Annotated in this window: 11 protein-coding genes, 1 tRNA gene and 1 pseudogene; all 13 read left to right on the plus strand. The window is 43.4% G+C overall.

Translation table 11 applies throughout. The annotated features are described in order from the left end of the window. Nucleotides 1-102: 102 nt before the first annotated feature. The 13 genes and pseudogenes from HXT43_RS00835 (at nucleotide 103) to HXT43_RS00895 (ending at nucleotide 16,961) form a co-directional block, all read left to right on the plus strand. Nucleotides 103-1,341, plus strand: coding sequence for a pyridoxal phosphate-dependent aminotransferase (locus HXT43_RS00835; RefSeq protein ID WP_112928810.1), 1,239 nt, complete (start codon nucleotides 103-105; stop codon nucleotides 1,339-1,341). Between the two features lie 157 nt (nucleotides 1,342-1,498). Next, a tRNA-Trp gene (locus tag HXT43_RS00840) sits at nucleotides 1,499-1,574 on the plus strand. Between the two features lie 36 nt (nucleotides 1,575-1,610). Beyond that, nucleotides 1,611-1,838, plus strand: a complete 228-nt coding sequence (gene secE, locus HXT43_RS00845; RefSeq protein WP_004106254.1) for a preprotein translocase subunit SecE — start codon at nucleotides 1,611-1,613, stop codon at nucleotides 1,836-1,838. A gap of 41 nt (nucleotides 1,839-1,879) precedes the next feature. Then, entirely contained in the window at nucleotides 1,880-2,767 is an 888-nt protein-coding gene (nusG, locus tag HXT43_RS00850) for a transcription termination/antitermination protein NusG (RefSeq protein ID WP_112928809.1), read from the plus strand. 326 nt (nucleotides 2,768-3,093) lie between these two features. Then, complete coding sequence (locus HXT43_RS00855) at nucleotides 3,094-5,436, plus strand: hypothetical protein (protein ID WP_174143541.1); 2,343 nt, start codon at nucleotides 3,094-3,096, stop codon at nucleotides 5,434-5,436. Between the two features lie 242 nt (nucleotides 5,437-5,678). Continuing rightward, nucleotides 5,679-7,610, plus strand: coding sequence for a SpaH/EbpB family LPXTG-anchored major pilin (locus HXT43_RS00860; RefSeq protein WP_174143542.1), 1,932 nt, complete (start codon nucleotides 5,679-5,681; stop codon nucleotides 7,608-7,610). 750 nt (nucleotides 7,611-8,360) lie between these two features. Then, nucleotides 8,361-9,359 (plus strand): class C sortase, encoded by a 999-nt coding sequence (locus tag HXT43_RS00865; RefSeq protein ID WP_415707077.1) that lies wholly within the window; start codon nucleotides 8,361-8,363, stop codon nucleotides 9,357-9,359. A 186-nt stretch (nucleotides 9,360-9,545) separates the two neighbouring features. Next, nucleotides 9,546-10,913 carry an ATP-binding protein gene (locus HXT43_RS00870; protein ID WP_410299542.1) on the plus strand — a complete coding sequence of 456 codons (1,368 nt, stop codon included), beginning with the start codon at nucleotides 9,546-9,548 and terminating at the stop codon, nucleotides 10,911-10,913. 344 nt (nucleotides 10,914-11,257) lie between these two features. After that, nucleotides 11,258-11,605, plus strand: a pseudogene (locus HXT43_RS00875) (ORF6N domain-containing protein); the annotation flags it as partial. Between the two features lie 663 nt (nucleotides 11,606-12,268). Further along, nucleotides 12,269-12,700 carry a 50S ribosomal protein L11 gene (gene rplK, locus HXT43_RS00880; protein WP_004118588.1) on the plus strand — a complete coding sequence of 144 codons (432 nt, stop codon included), beginning with the start codon at nucleotides 12,269-12,271 and terminating at the stop codon, nucleotides 12,698-12,700. Nucleotides 12,701-12,714: 14 nt separating this feature from the next. Further along, on the plus strand, nucleotides 12,715-13,410 hold the full coding sequence (gene rplA, locus HXT43_RS00885; protein WP_004106273.1) for a 50S ribosomal protein L1: 696 nt from the start codon (nucleotides 12,715-12,717) through the stop codon (nucleotides 13,408-13,410). A 609-nt stretch (nucleotides 13,411-14,019) separates the two neighbouring features. Next, entirely contained in the window at nucleotides 14,020-14,880 is an 861-nt protein-coding gene (locus HXT43_RS00890; protein ID WP_004118590.1) for a hypothetical protein, read from the plus strand. A 452-nt stretch (nucleotides 14,881-15,332) separates the two neighbouring features. Then, complete coding sequence (locus HXT43_RS00895) at nucleotides 15,333-16,961, plus strand: hypothetical protein (protein ID WP_410297524.1); 1,629 nt, start codon at nucleotides 15,333-15,335, stop codon at nucleotides 16,959-16,961. Nucleotides 16,962-17,087 lie beyond the last annotated feature (126 nt).

Below are 17,087 nucleotides of genomic sequence, written 5' to 3' on the forward strand. Positions count from 1 at the left end.
TTGCTAGCGGCTTGTGTTTTGTCGATTTCACCAGATGGTTTTGTGTTTTCGACAGTTTCGCTTATTTCGCTCGTTTCGCGGCTTAAGGTTACACTGTAAATCATGGCAGAGAATATTGCAGAAACTTCATCCTCAGAAAATTGGCGCGTATTAAGCGAGCGTATTAACCGGGTCGCTCCGAGTGCAACTTTGGCAGTAGACGGCAAGGCAAAAGCTATGAAAGCTGACGGCATTGACGTTGTAAGCTTTGGCGCAGGCGAGCCAGATTTTCCTACTCCCTCTTATATTGTTGATGCTGCAACACAAGCGTGTAAAGACCCGCGCAACTATCGTTATACTGCTACGGCAGGTTTACCGGAGCTTAGGGAGGCGATTGCGAGCAAAGTGCAGCGAGATTCCGGCTACGAAGTTTCCCCAAAACAAGTCGTAGTTACAAACGGCGGAAAGCAAGCTGTGTATGAGGCTTGCCAAATTCTCTTAAATGATGGCGACGAAGTTATTATTCCAGCTCCATATTGGACGAGTTATCCGGAGGCTGTGAAGCTTGCAGGCGGCGTGCCTGTGCCAGTTTTGGCAGGTGCAGATTGCGGTTTTGAGCCAGATATTGAGGCAATTGAGTCCGCTCGCACTTCACGCACGCGCGCAATTATCGTAACTTCGCCTTCGAATCCTACAGGCGCTATTTGGAGCGCGCAAACTATTCGCGCAATCGGCGAGTGGGCTGTAAAACACCATATTTGGGTTATTTCTGATGAGATTTACGAGCACTTGCATTACGACGGCATTTCGACTTCGTATATTGGCGTCGAGGTGCCGGAAATTCGCGAGCAGCTGCTGATTTTGAATGGTGTTGCTAAAACTTATGCTATGCCTGGTTGGCGTGTTGGATGGATGGTGGCTCCGGAAGATGTTGCTAAAGCTGCAATTAAGCTTCAAAGCCATATGACTTCTAATGTTTCTAATATTTCACAGCGTGCAGCAATTGCTGCAGTCGGCGGTTCGCTGGACGTGGTTGCCACTATGCGTGAGGCTTTTGACGCTCGACGCAAAGCGATTGTGGAAGCGTTGAACAATATTGACGGCGTTACTTGCCCTCTTCCTCATGGCGCTTTTTACGCGTTTGCTAACGTTGAGGCGCTGCTTGAGCGTCCGCTTGGCGAGCATTGCGAAGTGCCGCATACTTCTTCTCGATTTGCTGAAATGTTGCTTGACGAAGCGCATGTTGCTGCGGTTCCAGGAGAGGCTTTTGGTGCTCCTGGCTATTTGCGATTCTCTTGCGCTCTTGCTGACGACCAGCTTGCTGAGGGCATGCGTCGCATGAAGAAGTGGGTTGAAGCTTAAGCAAGTATTTATTGCAAAATAAGAACTTGCTTACCATTGCAAAATGCGACACTCGCTTTTGTGCGATGATATAACGAAATCATGCCCATGAGATAGTATGTCTATCTGGCGGTTTGCTATTTCGTCCCTTTTGGGGTATGATGAGCAAGTTCACCTTAGGGATGTGGCGCAATTGGTAGCGCAACGGTCTCCAAAACCGTAGGTTGTGGGTTCGAGTCCCGCCGTCCCTGCCAGTTTTTTGTTCAAGTTTTTACACGAAGGATTCAAGCATGGCGCAGGCACGCAGTACTAAGAAAGCAGTAAAGCATAACTTGTTCGTGCGTATTGGCATGTTCGTTAAGCAAACTATTGACGAGACACGCAAGGTTATTGCACCTCATGGCAAAGAGTTGTTTGCTTGGTCGTCTGCAGTTTTCATATTTGTTGTATTTTTGATGGCTTTCGTCACCTGCATGGACTTCGGTTTGGGTAAGTCCGTAATGTGGCTGTTCGGCTGAGTTGAAATTGGCTGAGTTGAAATTTTGAAGGTGTATGCAAGATGACTGATGAATTCAATCTCGAAGAAGCAAGTGAAGCTGATGAGGCTTTTGCTTCTCATGATGCTGACGAAGCAAACGAATCAGCTGTGAATAATGAAGCTGTTGCTTCTAGCGAGTCTGTTGAAGCTGATGTGGATGAGGAATCTGCTGATGTTGAAGCTGATGTAGCTGATGGCGCTGCTGCTGACAGTGTTGCTGATGCTTCTAACGAAACTGGCGATGCTGGCGAAACTACTGATGCTGATGATGTGAACGAAGCCGACCCAACTGATGCCGGCGCAATCGCTGTAGCAGAATTTTCTAAGAAACTTCGCACTTTGGAAGGCAAGTGGTACGTTCTTCACACGTATTCTGGTTACGAAAAGCGCGTGAAAACTAACGTTGAATCCCGCGTGCAGAACTTTGGTTTGGAAGATAAGATTTTCCAGATTGAAGTTCCTATGGAAGAAGTCGAGAAGCATACAGAAAAGGGTAAGAAGGTTATTACCCGTGTGCGTGTGCCAGGATATGTGTTGATTCGCATGTGGCCGGATGAGAACGCTCGTCGCATTGTGCGCGAGACTGAGGGCGTGACTGGTTTTGTTGGTCCTTCTAGAGAGCCTGCACCATTGAGCCGCAAGGAAGTTGTGTCAATGATGGCTCCGATGATTGCTTCCGAAGCTTTGAAGAATGCTGGCGATAAGCCGGCTGCAGCGCGCAAGCGTAAGGTTGAGGTTGCTTACAAGGTTGGCGATCAGGTGACTGTGACTGACGGTCCATTCTCAACGATGGCAGCTGTGGTTTCGGACGTGGAGCCTACAACTCAGAAGCTTACAGTGTTGGTTTCCATCTTTGGACGTGAAACTCCTGTGGAGCTTGGATTCAACCAAGTGGAGCCGATTGTTTGAGATGAAAGCCTAAGCTTTTGTAGCTAGATTTTATAAATTTTATAACTTTTACAAACCGGGGTGTGTTAATTCGCGCCCCGGTTTTTATTATTTACTGCAACACGCCGTAAAATGGGGAAATAATCCTAAATTTTCTTGCAATTACAGTGCTTTTATCAATGTAAATAATAAATATTTCCAAATATTTAGTTTGGCTTGCAAATAGGCGTGGGGGGGGGGTATAGTGCTGAGTGTTTAAGCAGAGTAATTGAGTTGTTTTTTTTTAAGTGTCATCGTAATAATGGCATTATGATTCGTAAGCTTTGCAGATTAGAAGGTAGGTGTATATGTTTAATTCGCATATATTTAGCCGTTTCCTTCGACTAGTGCGCTCAATTCGTCGTTCGTTATTTGCTTTTTTCGTGGCGATTGCAATGTTGCTTGCTACTTTTGTGATTGCTCCAACTTCTGCTCTAAGTGCTGGTGGTGCTGGCGAGAAAGTTAGCACTGGGGAGACTGTTGGTGCGCAGTCTGGTTCTGCTAAGACTGAGGGTGAGAATAAGCAGCAGACTAAGCAGAGTGAATATAATAATACTGAATCTGATAAGAATAATAAAGAATCGAATCCTGTTGAAAATCGGCAGAATGCAGATGTGTCTGCCGATAAAGCTAAGTCTGATTCTGCTGTAAATAAAAAAGTTAAAGATGTTCCAAAGGAAAGCGCTTCTACGGAAACTTCTAGCGAAATGGACAGAGGTGCGAGAAAAACTACTGATCTTCCGAAAGAGTGTGGTAATAAGCCTTTTAAAAAATGCTATGTTGTTAGCTACTATAATGATAAGAGTGTTGTCGATAATAATAATCCTGTTCCAATACAGCGTGGTAACGCTATAACTATTAAGCCAAAATTCGAATTAAAAAGTAAGAAACAACCAGCCTCTATGCCGAACGGCGTGTGGTTTGAATTAGAAAAGTATGGTAAAGCTCCTGTACCAAGTTGGGCGAATTTTGAAAAAGAAGAAAAGGGTAAAACTATCAAAGTTAAGGATACTAGTAAAGATAAAAAAAGCTTTGATGGTTCTATAACTTTGCGTCCAAATGGTAAATGGGACTATGGTAGTTATAAATTTAAAGTTTTTGCATATTACAAAAATAAAAGCGAAAAAATATACGCTACAATAAGTGTAAAAGTTGATGTATCTGACGTGCCGAACGACGGTGATTTAACGCTGAGCTTATACGATTTTGTGAATAAGACGGATAAGACTCCTGTAAGTGATAATAAAATTACTATAAAACCAAAGACTAATAGTCAAGGTTCTAGCGGAGACACTACTGGCAGTACTGATAATACAGACGTTTACGATTCTATTAATAATCTTTTTATTGATTCTAAGTCAACTAAAAAGCTTGGTTTTATTTATCACCGTATGATTTGTAAAACTGGTAGTGGTGATAATGCCAGTTATACGGTAGACAGTGTTAATGGTTTAAGCCTCAAAGATAAAAAGGATAATCCTTCTGCAGATATGCAGACTCAGTTCGAGCATAAGGAAGGTGAGAATCGACCTTCTACTGGTGCAGCTGATTCTGCTTTGTATGAAGATGATAAGTATACTGAGGAATCTCAAAGCTGGATTAGCGGCACGCCTACGAGTGCTGGAACTTTTGAGTGCAGAGTGTTCGCTTTTAAGGATGCTAATTTAATAGACAAAGCAAGTGGCAAGCATCCCTCTAATCTGGTATATCAGTTCAAGAAAAATGCCAAAACTGATGCAGGTAAGAAGTCTCTGTTTGAGGGAAACATTGTTGATAGTAATACGTGGAAGACTGATGATATTAAGCAAGGCATTGACTGGGATTATAAGTCGGTTACGATTGAAGTGAAGTCGAGTAAGCCGCCAAAGCCAACAATTGGCGATAACGATCTTACGCTGAAAGTGTATCCGTTTAAGGATTCTACAACAGCGTTGACTAGCGACAATAACAAGATTTCTGCGATACTCGGTATGAGTCTTAAGCCGTTTGTTGATGCTACTTCTGCGGCGGATAGCAAGAATAAGATTACGTTGCGCGTGCTCTGCTCGAAGGGCGAGAAGAAGAATGCTGGCTCGCGATTTGAGCAACCCTCTGAACAGTCGCAACCAACTCAGCCTTCTGGATCTCCGCAATCTGCGGAAGATCTTGAATACAAAACTTGGAGCAGTAATCTTGCCGAGCTTGGGTTGAGTGTGCCTGCGGATGATAATCAAAATACGTGCCACTCTAATAAAGAAGGCGATAAGACTTGCGAGTCTGCTGATCCAAGTAAAAAAGTGGCTGCGCGAACTGATATGGAAGTGAGCATAAAACCGACTGAGGTTGGCAATTACCAGTGCGTTGTGTACGCGCTGAAACCTAAAGCGTTCAATGCTCAATCTGGCAAGCAAACGCCTACGGACATTGATGAGGCATTAGCTGGTGATAAGTCTCTTAAAGAACATAAGGATTTTGCTGCTTTTACGTTCAATCTTCATTCGGTGAGCAAGTTTACTTTGCCGCATACGGGCGGGCAGAGTTGGAATTTGCAGCTCGGTATTCTTGCAGCGCTATTGGTGAATCTGCTGGCGGCTGGCTTCGTGGTAAGTCAAAGTGAGCGCGGTCGCAAATTAATTTTGGGAAGGTGGCGAGGCTTATGCAATTACGTATGAAGCAGTTGTATATGCATTTACTCGCCGTGCTTCGCATAAGGCGATTGCGTACGCATTTGCGCATAAAGCCTTCCTGTTTCGCGCATTGTTTTATTGCGTATTGTTTTATTGTGCAGTCTTTCGGGATTCGGGAGCGTGATAACACAAGGTAAATGCCAAAAATTTTAAAACTTTACTCGTATGAGCATGATAAATGCAAATCAATTTTCTACTTGCTGTAAAAAGCAATGAAAGGGGTGAACATGAAAAAGTTCACTAATAAATTCGTGGCGGCGATTGCGTCGCTTGCTATGGCTGGCACGCTGTGCGTCGCCGGCGCTGTAACCGTGGCTGGCGTTGCGTGGGGTGCGAAACCGGATCCTAACCATCCTGTGCATAATGAAACCCATGCTACTGAGAATCCTAAGGCTCCGTGGGAGAAGGATGCTCCGACAAAAGGTACTATAACCATCCTTAAGTGCGTGAAGAAGACGAAGGATGATAACTCTACTACTTCTCAGACACAAACAGATCCTCAATGCAAAACTGGTTTTAAGCCGCTTAAAGATGCTACTTTCAAATTGACTAAGGTCATTTCTGTTAAGGAAGAGAAAACAGATAAAGGTGGTAAGAAAACTAAAGAAGACGTTACTTTAGATCTTAGCAAATTTGAGTCTTGGCAGAAGATTGCAAAGCTTGTTACTAAGTTGAATGATCACACTATTAAAGACAGTGGTGATGATGCAGAAGTCAAGCTTGATGCTACTAACACTATTACTCCGCAGACCACTAACGATAAAGGTATAGCCAAGTTTGGTGATGGCAAGAATAATCTTGATCTTGGTTTGTATAAGGTTGAGGAAACTAACGCGCCTAAGGGCTATGGTGTTTCGGATTTGCAATCCTTCTATATGACGCTTCCTTTGCCGGAGTACACTACTAGCGAGGGCAAGGATGCAAAGACGACTGTTTCGTATAACTATAATCCTGTTGTGAAGCCGAAGAACAAGGATCTATCGGCTACTATTCAGAAGGTTTACGATAAGACTAAGTTCGCTAGCGTTAAGGATAAAGTGCCTTTCACGATTACTGCGGAAGTGAACAAAGCTAAGCCTAAAAATGGTAAGTTGACGGCTGCTAATCTTCAGGGTTATAAGGTCTTCGATGATGCTCCAACCGCTGCCTTCAAGACTATTGATGCAAGTGTTGTGAAGCATGTAAAGATTGGCGAAACTAGTCTTGATAAAAAAGACAATCAAAATAAAGATATGTACACCGTTAGTGTTGTAAACTCGTCTTCTGATGCTGGTGGTGCGGATCTTGCTGCTGGCCATAAGCGTATTCTTGTAACGTTTAATAATGATGGCTTAGGTAAGATTGCTACTGCCTTGAATAACGTTACTGAAGGTCAAGAAGCACCTAAGGTTACGGTTGATCTTGAGTTTGAGCTTAGTGATGCTTACAAGAACACTAAAGCTCCGACTGGCACTGATAGTGTTGCTGAGAAGGATAAATCGCAGGATGAGGTTGTAAACAAGTCCGGCTTCTTCCAGGCTCATGAGAAGAATGAGGGTGACTTGCCACCAATCATTCCAGATACTAAGAATTCTCAGGCGACTATTGACTTTGGTTTCCTTCAGGTGCATAAGTTCTATAAGGAAGGTAATGAAGAGAAGCCGCTTGAAAATGCTGAGTTCAGGATTTTTGCTGATAAGGCTAAGGCTGATGCTTGCGCTCAAGGTCTGAAGGAAAATAAGGAACTTGGCTCGATTGATGCTTGCAAGGCTGCGTCAACTATTAATGATGCTGCTGCAGCTGGTGCTTCCCAACCAGTTGGCGCTGCTACTACTGATGTGCAGACTGCTACAACAGATACTAAAGGTAACTTCGCGAAGGCATACAAGACTCGCGCTGGTGTTCCTGTTTATCTTGTTGAGGTTAAAGCTCCTAAGGGTTATGCGATTTCTCCTGTAGTTCATGCTGTGACTGTTGAGAAAGATAAGACTACGGCTGAGCCGTTTGAGGACCTCCCACTTAAGGGCGGCGACAACGGCAAGAGCTTCTGGTTCAATCTTCCTGCAACTGGTGCTTACGGCGTGCTGATTTTCGCTGTTGTGGGCATAGTTCTTATTGTTGCGAGCGTGATTATGTACGTGCGCAATCGCAAGGAAGAAGAACAGCAGCAGAACGCTTGATCCGCTTTCTAAAGCTGGTCTTGTAGTCTAATAGCAAAGTGTGAGTCTAGGGTTTACTGAACTAAATCCTAGACTCACTTGCTCTTATGATTGTTCTCTTGCAGCCTCGTAAAGAAAAAGTCGTGTTCTCGCCAACAAGCGGCAGAAATTTTACACACGTGTAAAGGAACGGTCGGTTGCGCGCTAACAAGCGGCATAAACTTTACGTGCATGTACAGAAACGGTCGGCTACGCGCTCGAATCCGGCAGAAATTTTACAGTCGCGTAAAATAAAGGTCGTATTTCCCCCAAACCTCCTGAATCTTTGCAGTAATGTTTTGCAAACGTCGATTATTTATTGCTTAGTGAACTTTAGCATTATTGCTCTGCAGACGTTGATTGCTTGTTGTCCAAAGGACATTAACGTCATTGCTGCCGCATACACCACGCCAAGCACTCCTACCACACCACAAAACAACGATGTGTGAATTTACGAGTGAGGGGTGGGTGTTGCTTGGTCGAGCAATATAAAAGCGGAACGATAGTAATAATCTTATTGACGAATACTATTTTTGCAGAGAAAGTAAGTAAAAAACTAAACTTAACTACGCAACCATTAAGTCCAAGTAAGGTATAAGAGCGGAGCGCTGCGAGACAAGTAACACCCACCACTCACATCCACTTCAGAAATCCACCAGCCAAACACCAGCCCCCAAAACTCGCGCCACATCAAGCAAGTATTTACGCATATAAACTTCACAAGGAGGAAGCATGAAATTAAACAAAGTTGTTACAAAAGTATATGCTTTCTTCAATCAGTCTAAAGCAAAACCTGCAACCGAATCAACTCAAGACTCATCAACCGCATCAAAACCCGCATCAAAACCCACCAAAAAGCCAAAATCCAAGCTCCGCCGAACGCTTGAGCCAATTGCCCTCGCGCTTGCAGCAATTTTGTGCTTCACGTACCCGATTGCGTCAACGTTGTGGAATAACAAGGTGTCGAAGGAGATTTCTACCGCGTATGATCGTTTGAGTCGTAAGCAGACTGCGAGCGCTCGCGAGAAGATTTTGAACGCGGCTCGTCGTTATAATGCGCGCCACAAGTCGATTATTACGGCTGATCCTTACGATGGCACGACAGATTATATGAAGACGCCGGAGTATAAGGAATATGCGAAGCAGCTGGATGAGCCAATGGGGATTATGGGTATTGTGAAAATCCCGAAGATTGGCGTTAAACTGCCGATTTATCACGGTAGTTCGCAGGAGGTTTTGGCGTATGGCGCCGGGCATTTGTATGGCACGGATTTGCCGGTTGGTGGCAAAACGCGTCACGCTGTTGTGACGGCGCATACGGGTTTGCCGAATGCGACCATGTTTGATGATTTAGTGGAGTTGAAGAAGGGCGACTATTTCTATTTTGACATACAAGGCGAAACCTTACGTTACAAGGTGTTCCGCATTAGCGTAGTCGATCCGCATGATATTAGGTTGCTTCAACGCGAGAATGGGCGAGATTTAGCGACGCTGCTTACGTGTACGCCGTATGGTGTGAATACGCAGAGGTTGCTGGTTACGGGCTATCGCGTGCTGCCGGATCCAGTTTCCGCTCCTGGGGACAAGTTGCAGTGGCCGCTTTGGATGACGATGTTCGTGCTCGCGCTTATTGGTTGCGCGGTGATTCTTACGACGATGATTATTGCCGCGGTTCGCAAGCGCCGCCGCCGTGCTGCTTCACTTGCTCATGCCAAACATATAACTGCTTAGAATTGCTGTAATGCAGCGTGTTGCGAAGATTTAGAGAAATAACACCTTGATTTTCGTGAAAATTCGGCATATATTTACCCCTGATTTCGTGAAAATTTAGCATAAATTGACATTGATTTTCGTGAAATATATACTATAAAACAATAGTATTTTCAACGGTTTTGTGGTAATTAAGAGTGGTGTTATATGTTAAGGCGAAAATTCTATCAAAAAATGCTCGATTGGAAGAATGCTGATCGCGGTTCAACAGCGCTTTTAGTAACAGGTGCTCGAAGAGTTGGGAAAAGTACTATAGTTGAAGAGTTTGCAAGAAACGAATACAAGTCTTATATTCTTATTGATTTTTCGCAAGCATCAAAAGATGCGCTTCGGCTATTTGAAGATTATCGTTCAGATTTAAGCACTTTCTTTACGTACCTATCTGCATTGTATGGTGTGAAACTTTATAACCGTGAATCGGTAATGGTTTTTGACGAAGTGCAATTTTTCCCACAGGCTAGAGAATTTGTAAAACAACTAGTTGCAGATGGCAGATACGACTATATAGAGACTGGCTCGTTATTGTCTATTAAACATAATGTTGAAACAATATTGATTCCATCTGAAGAACAAGAAGAACGCATGTATCCTCTTGATTTTGAAGAATTTTTGTGGGCTTTTGGAGAAGAAAATCTATCGAAAGTTATTAAAAATTCATTTGATGAGTTAAATCCTTTGCCGGATGCTTTACATAAAAAAGCGATGCGACTTTTTAGAGAATACATGCTGATTGGCGGCATGCCGCAGTCTGTAAATGAATATGTTGATTCGAGAGATTTTGCTCGAGTAGATAGGGTTAAGCGTCGTATTCTTTCGCTCTATAGGCAGGATGCTGCAAAGTTTGCAAAAGGTTATGAAATGAAAGTTATGGCTGTGTTTGATGGAATACCAGCACAGCTTTCCAGGCATGAAAAAAGATATAGGATTACTTCCTTAGGCAAGAATGCTCGTATGCGTGACTATAAGGATGCGTTTTTTTGGCTTTCGGATGCGAGTATTACAAATAATTGCTATAAATCTACAGATCCAAATGTGGGATTGAATCTTAATGCAGATGATGCGTTAGTAAAATGTTATATGGCTGATACTGGTTTGTTGACTTCTATGATACTTTCAGATAGTAGTATTGCGTCTAATGATCTGCATAAAGAAATTTTATTTGGAAAAATTTCAATTAATGAAGGAATGCTAGTTGAAAACGTTGTTGCGCAACAGCTAATAGCATCTGGACATCGCCTATTTTTCTATTCAAATAGAGACAAAGAAAATTCGGAAAATACAATGGAAATAGATTTTTTGATTTCTAAAGCTTTTCAGGATTCTGCTGGCAAAATGCGTATATCTGCGATTGAAGTTAAATCTGGAAATGTGTTCAAAACAGTTTCTCTTGATAAATTTAAGGCGAAGTTTTCAAAAAGAATTGGAACAAGTTATGTATTTGCTCCTAAACAGCTTAGCGTTAGAAAAGATTTGAATCTCGTAATATTACCACTTTATATGTGTGGATTGGTGTAGCGTTCCGACCTGCCTTCGCGCTGCTATGTAGTGCACTTATTCCTCACGGCTTAGCCGTTTGGCTGATTTGGCATGACATGCCGTAAATCAGGTACAAGCGCACTACATAAATGTGCTGTGCGTTTGTATTAAAACCGATTTTTGTTGCTTTTTATTTGTGGAATCTTATAGAATTATATTTATGCACTGATGCATGCTAGTTTTGTTAGTTGTTAGATGTTTTATGGCTTGTGATTGATTTTTGGGAATAACCCTGATTGCTTGCGATTCATGGGTTTTATGTTAGAAATGTAGTTTTTGTTGTACAGCGCTAGGTTTTACGCACATTTTTTAGGAGTGATCTTATGGTAGAGGGGAATAAAAATCTAATTATCGCTGACTCTAAAAACGCGTCTGTTGGAATGATAATAGACGCTGAAACAATAAAAGAGAAAATCTACAACATTCGTAATCAAAAAGTCATGCTTGATTTTGAGCTTGCTGAAATATATGGGTATGAAACGAAAAATTTCAATAGACAGATTAAGAATAATATTGAAAAGTTTGATGGCGAAGATTTTATGTTTCGGCTAACTGCTGACGAGTTCAAAAACTTGAGGTGCAAAAATTTCACCTCAAGTTGGGGCGGCTCTCGATATTTGCCATATGCTTTTACTGAGCAAGGTGTCTATATGCTCATGACTGTGTTAAGAGCATAAAAATAAAGAATGATATGGTATCCTTTTCTGACTGAGCTTGAAAACAACGCAATACTTATAATTCATGCGAATCGTCTTACAAAGGGATTTTTACAAGAGATAAGGGATGCGAGATGAGTAAGAATACGTATACTGCGGAAAATGGGTTCGTTATTACGGACGATATTGTTGATAAGTAGGCTGAGGAGGCAGAAGATAATTTTCCTGGTGCCACTATTACAGAGTTTGCTGGAAGAGCTTGGGAAGATGAAACTCAGCCGTTGAAGCCGCGTACTGTTAGGTTAAGTGATACCGTTTGGCATTTAATCGAAGCCGATGTGAAGCGCAGAAAAATGACTGTGAGTGCGTGGACTAGAAACGCTATACTTAACGAATTGTCTAGTGAGATAGCTGCGCAAAGATAGTTGCGCAAAAATAGCTATGCAAAAATAGTTGCAGATTTCGTAATGCAGCGTGTCGCGAAGATGTGGCATAATAGGAAGGCTTGTGACTGGAGGAGGAATCCGCTAGCACAGCACAGCAATACAAGATGCGGGAGGAAGCTGCAAAACGGCTTTATAGCAACGTTTCGTAAGTGCTTTACTTCTGTAAGAAGCGACTATATTAGCGTTTGCAACAACCGTTTGAACCGCTTGTAAAAGAAAGAAGAACCATATTATGGCTCCGAAAAAGAAAGTCTCCGCGCTTATTAAGCTCGAGATTCAGGCTGGTAAGGCAAATCCAGCTCCACCACTGGGCCCAGCATTAGGCTCCCACGGCGTGAACATCATGGACTTCTGCAAGGCGTATAACGACCAGACGAAGGACAAGATGGGTCAGATCGTCCCAGTAGAGATCACCGTTTACGAAGATCGTTCCTTCACCTTCATTTTGAAGACCCCACCAGCCGCTGCTTTGTTGCTTAAGGCTGCTGGAATCCAGAAGGGCACCGAGAATCCATTGACTCACAAGGTTGGTTCTGTGACCAAGGCTCAGGTGCGCGAAATCGCCGAAATTAAGATGCCTGACCTCTCCGCACGTGACGTCGAGGCCGGTATGAAGATCATCGCGGGTACTGCTCGCTCGATGGGTATTACCGTTACCGACTGAAAGGGAGTGTAGAAATGGCTAAGCGTTCTAAGAAGTATCGTGAAGCGGCTGAGAAGATCGACCGCAATAACCTGTACACCCCAGCTGAAGCTATCGCTTTGTTGCAGAGCATGCCAAAGCACGCTTTCGATGAGTCTGTTGAGGCTGTTATGCGCCTTAACGTGGATCCTCGCAAGGCTGATCAGTTGGTTCGTGGCGTTGTGAACTTGCCAAACGGCACCGGTAAAACCGCTAAGGTTTTGGTGTTCGCTCGTGGCCCAAAGGCTACTGAGGCTCAGGAAGCTGGCGCTGACATTGTTGGTGATGACGAGCTTATCGAAAAGGTTGCCGGTGGCTTCCTTGACTTCGATGCAGTCGTTGCAACCCCAGACATGATGGGTAAGGTTGGCCGCTTGGGTCGTGTTCTCGGTCCTCGTAGCTTGATGCCAAACCCAAAGACTGGCACCGTGACTATGGATGTAGCCAAGGCTGTTGCCGACATTAAGGGCGGTAAGATTGAGTTCCGCGTGGATCGCCAGGGCAACCTGTCCTTCCTCTTCGGCAAGCTCTCCTTCGATGCTAAGGCTCTTGAAGAGAACTTCAAGGCTGTCGCAGACGAAATCCGTCGCTTGAAGCCAAGCACCATCAAGGGTCGTTACATTACTAAGGTAACTGTGACCTCCACGATGGCTCCTGGTGTTCCAGTTGATATCGCCAGCATTGCTGCCTGATTTATTGCTTGCGTAGCTTATGCGAAAGCATGGCTGTAAGTAGTAGATTAAGTTTAAAACTTATAAACGCTGAAAATGTGCTCTTTTGAGTCATGTTTTCAGCGTTTTTTGTTACTTGCGTTACTGCGTTTCTGCGTTAGCAACGAATAATTGAGATTTTGCGTTACTGGTGCAGTACGCAAACTGCGTTAGTAATGAATAGGTGACTGGAGAAGTTGAGGGCGCGTAGTCGTGCGCGGCGTGTCGCGGGGGAATGGCGGTTTTGCAACGGTTTTGCGGCTGGTTGGGGGAGTATTCAAGAGTTTCCTGAGAGTTTTCTGGGAAAAATCTTTAAAAACCTTGAAATTGACATTTTTACGAAAAGTAATGTGTAATACTGTATTTTTTACTTTTAAAAATAGTTTGACTGAAATATTTTCATAAAAATATGAATATTTTTTGTTAATGAGTTGTGTGTCTGCTCTTGACTTTTTCGAACGGGGGGGGGGTATGTTAATAACAGCTTCCAGCCGGATGCTCTGCGCTGGTAGTTATTCACAAAACTTAAGTTGTGAATGTTAATTTTTCTTCGCGCGCTTGGCGTGAAGGAGAAGAAGAAAGGAAAATATTATGTTGAATAAGAAGGCTATTGCCGCATTCGCTGCTGGCGCCACCCTCCTCTCCGGTTTCGCTTTTTCTGCTCCAGCAATGGCAGCAGGCTTGGATGACTGGATTAAGGTTCCAGGTATGAGCAGCCACACTACTGATCCAACTGGTCAGCAGTCTGATAATGGTGTTCCTGGTACTCCTGCAGCTGATCCAGAAAGCCATGATCCAATCAACTCTGATTTGCTTCAGCATAACTACAAGGGTCAGTTCGTAGAGGTTTTGAAGCGTGCGCAGACCAATGTTCACCTTTATGATGCTCTTCTCCAAAAGCTTGAAGCTACACAGGCTCACGGCTGGGATGACCTCATCAAGGGTATGGGTGACACCTGCGCTTACTTGAAGGATATTCGTCGTAAGCTTGAGAAGGCTGTTTTGCACTACGGTCATGTTGAAGCTACTGTTAAGGATCTCAAGGCTGAGCTTGCTGAGGATATGAAGGATGCCCTTGCTAAGGGTGATTACGTTGAGGCTCACGAAGTCCAGCAGCTTCAGGCTCAGGTAGAAGCTTTGCTCAAGGTTGCTGATAACAACCGTACTCGCGCTGCTGCCTTGTTGGATTCCGCACGCGATCACGCTAAGGATCAGAGCTGCGACACTGGTGCCAAGGATATCTTGAATGCTATGAAGAAGGAACCAAACTTCCCAGGTAAGAAGGCTCCAGCTAAGAAGGCTGCTGCTAAGGCTGAGGCTAAGACTGCTGCAGCTAAGACCCCAGCTGCCGCTGCTCCATTGGCTAAGACCGGCGCTGCTGTAGCTTTGGCTGCTGTTGCTGCTTCTGTGCTTGCTGGTATGGGTGCTGCTCTTCGCAAGATTCGTCACTAAATTTAGTGAATAATTTTTCACTCAACTTGTGGCATGAAGCTGTTTAAGTTTTATGCCACAGGCGACTTACAGATTTTATTATGCGTTTTCACTGTTTTGCCAAATCTCTTTCTTCACAGTGCGAGCGTGGATAGTGTTTGTAAGTTAGCTGTTGAGTGTTGAATCAGTGTTGCTTGTTAGGGAAGCGATGCTGATTAGTGTAAGAGGCTTGGGTAATTGTGCTACTAGGGGCATTTGTTTCCCAAGCCTTTTGCCGTACGTGTGCGTATTTTGGGTTTGATTAAAGTTTTGGCCTATAACCCAAAGTTTTGAAGGTTATTGCTTAAAATATTGAATTAATTCCCAAAATATTGAAACTCATTTTGAATATTTACTAAATTTTGTTTATTGATTTTACATTTGCGTGAACAAATGAAGTCGCGCAATTTATGTGAGAAAAATTGAGGTTTATTATGTTGAATAAGAAAGCGATTGCTGCATTTGCTGCAGGTGCTACGCTGGTTTCTGGTTTGGTGTTTGCTGCGCCAGCCATGGCAAAGTCGCCTGTTAATGGTGGTTCTAATCCTTCTGCTGTGCAGGGCGATCAAGTTACTACGCTTGATAATGTTGTTTTCAGCTTCAAGGTAGATAACAAGGATCATAAGACTACTGCTATTACTCTTTACAAGAAGGGTGATAAGTACGGTGCTACTAAGGATGATATTACCCATACTGTTGCTCAGATTGGTGCTGGCTTGTTAGCTCAGGTGCAGAATAATCTTACTCCTGCTCAGGGTGATTCTGTAGTTGATACTGGTACTGTTGGTACTATTACATATCCTACGGAAATTAAAGCTGGTGAGAATACTGTTCCAGTCACTCTTACTTATAAGAGCGATGTAACTGATGATGTTGTTAAGACTATGGCTGGTCTTGGTGATTTCGATGCATTTAAAGCACTGTTAAATAAGAATAAGAAGGTCATTAGCCCTAAGCAGAAACAACTGTTTGATACAGAAAGAACTACGATAACTTCTGTTAATAAGCAGCCTAAAGGTTGGGCTACTAAGCTTGAGACTCGTGTGAAGAATGCTGGTCTTCTTAAAAGTGAGACTGACGAGTTGGTTGGTTTCGTAAGGCTTAATGCGTACTCAGAATTCAAATCACCTGCTCAGGTCAAGACTGTTGATTACGTGAATTCTAAGATTATTGAGTATCGTGCTAAGCATCTTGATGTTATTGGATTGCATGAACTTGCTGCTACTGTGCGTCAAAATTACAAACTCATGGGTTTTGATGCTGCGAAGAATGCTTTCTTTGATTCAACAATGATGCCAAAGCGTGATGAAGCCGAGAAGACTTACCGTGATGGTAAGGCTGCTTTAGTTAAGAAAGCTAATGATGAGGGCTTTACTTTCATTGCGGCACAGATTGAAAAGTCTCAGTATAGTACTCTAGAAGCTCTTACTAATTTATTGAAAAATGCTGAAAGAGCAAAGAGACAGATTAACAATGGCGTAGCTCCTGCAGTTAATAATGTGCCTGAGTATAATGGTGCTGATTTGTTCAAGGGCTTGACTTATGAGCAAGCTAAGGCTTTGTACGAGGAAATGAACGCTAATGCAGAAGCTGCTAAGAAGACTGCTAAGGATGGCAAGCTTGATGCTGATACTGTAAAGCTTCTTGCTCAAGCTAAGGCTGCTTTCCAGAAGATTGTTAAGGCTGAGATTGAGAAGATTGCCAAGCAAGCTGAGAAGGAAGGTTTCACTTTCGTTGCTAAGCTGATTCGTAAGGCTAAGACTGTTGAGGGTGCTCGCGCTTTGCTTGCTGAAGCTGAAAAGAGCAAGAAGCTTACTCCAAAGCCTATTAATCCTTTGACTCCTGTTCCAAGTCAGCCTAGCGGTAATGGCGCTGGTACTGGCAACGGCGCTGGAAATGCTGCTGGTAATACTAATGACAATAAGACAACGAAGAATGCAACGAAGAATGCTGCAAATGTTGCTGCTCCATTGGCTAAGACTGGTGCTGCTGTAGCTTTGGTTGCTGTTGTTGCTTCTGTGCTTGCTGGTGTGGGTGCTGCTCTTCGCAAGATTCGCCACTAAGCTTTTAATGCACAGAAGTGCATGATTGCTTAACTATTTGTGAGCGTGCTGTATGTGAATACGGTGCGCCCACTTTTTAATATTGAGTTTAGTATTATGTCTGTTTGCTGATTATCCATAGTTTGT

This window comes from Gardnerella sp. DNF01195 (genome assembly GCF_049244175.1).
GTDB classification, from domain to species: domain Bacteria; phylum Actinomycetota; class Actinomycetes; order Actinomycetales; family Bifidobacteriaceae; genus Bifidobacterium; species Bifidobacterium leopoldii.

What these genes read in the sequence shown, in the direction of transcription:
- HXT43_RS00835 (WP_112928810.1), top strand. Translation starts at nt 103, where the DNA reads ATGGCAGAGAATATTGCAGAAACTTCATCCTCAGAAAATTGGCGCGTA.
- secE (WP_004106254.1), top strand. Translation starts at nt 1,611, where the DNA reads ATGGCGCAGGCACGCAGTACTAAGAAAGCAGTAAAGCATAACTTGTTC.
- nusG (WP_112928809.1), top strand. Translation starts at nt 1,880, where the DNA reads ATGACTGATGAATTCAATCTCGAAGAAGCAAGTGAAGCTGATGAGGCT.
- HXT43_RS00855 (WP_174143541.1), top strand. Translation starts at nt 3,094, where the DNA reads ATGTTTAATTCGCATATATTTAGCCGTTTCCTTCGACTAGTGCGCTCA.
- HXT43_RS00860 (WP_174143542.1), top strand. Translation starts at nt 5,679, where the DNA reads ATGAAAAAGTTCACTAATAAATTCGTGGCGGCGATTGCGTCGCTTGCT.
- HXT43_RS00865 (WP_415707077.1), top strand. Translation starts at nt 8,361, where the DNA reads ATGAAATTAAACAAAGTTGTTACAAAAGTATATGCTTTCTTCAATCAG.
- HXT43_RS00870 (WP_410299542.1), top strand. Translation starts at nt 9,546, where the DNA reads ATGTTAAGGCGAAAATTCTATCAAAAAATGCTCGATTGGAAGAATGCT.
- rplK (WP_004118588.1), top strand. Translation starts at nt 12,269, where the DNA reads ATGGCTCCGAAAAAGAAAGTCTCCGCGCTTATTAAGCTCGAGATTCAG.
- rplA (WP_004106273.1), top strand. Translation starts at nt 12,715, where the DNA reads ATGGCTAAGCGTTCTAAGAAGTATCGTGAAGCGGCTGAGAAGATCGAC.
- HXT43_RS00890 (WP_004118590.1), top strand. Translation starts at nt 14,020, where the DNA reads ATGTTGAATAAGAAGGCTATTGCCGCATTCGCTGCTGGCGCCACCCTC.
- HXT43_RS00895 (WP_410297524.1), top strand. Translation starts at nt 15,333, where the DNA reads ATGTTGAATAAGAAAGCGATTGCTGCATTTGCTGCAGGTGCTACGCTG.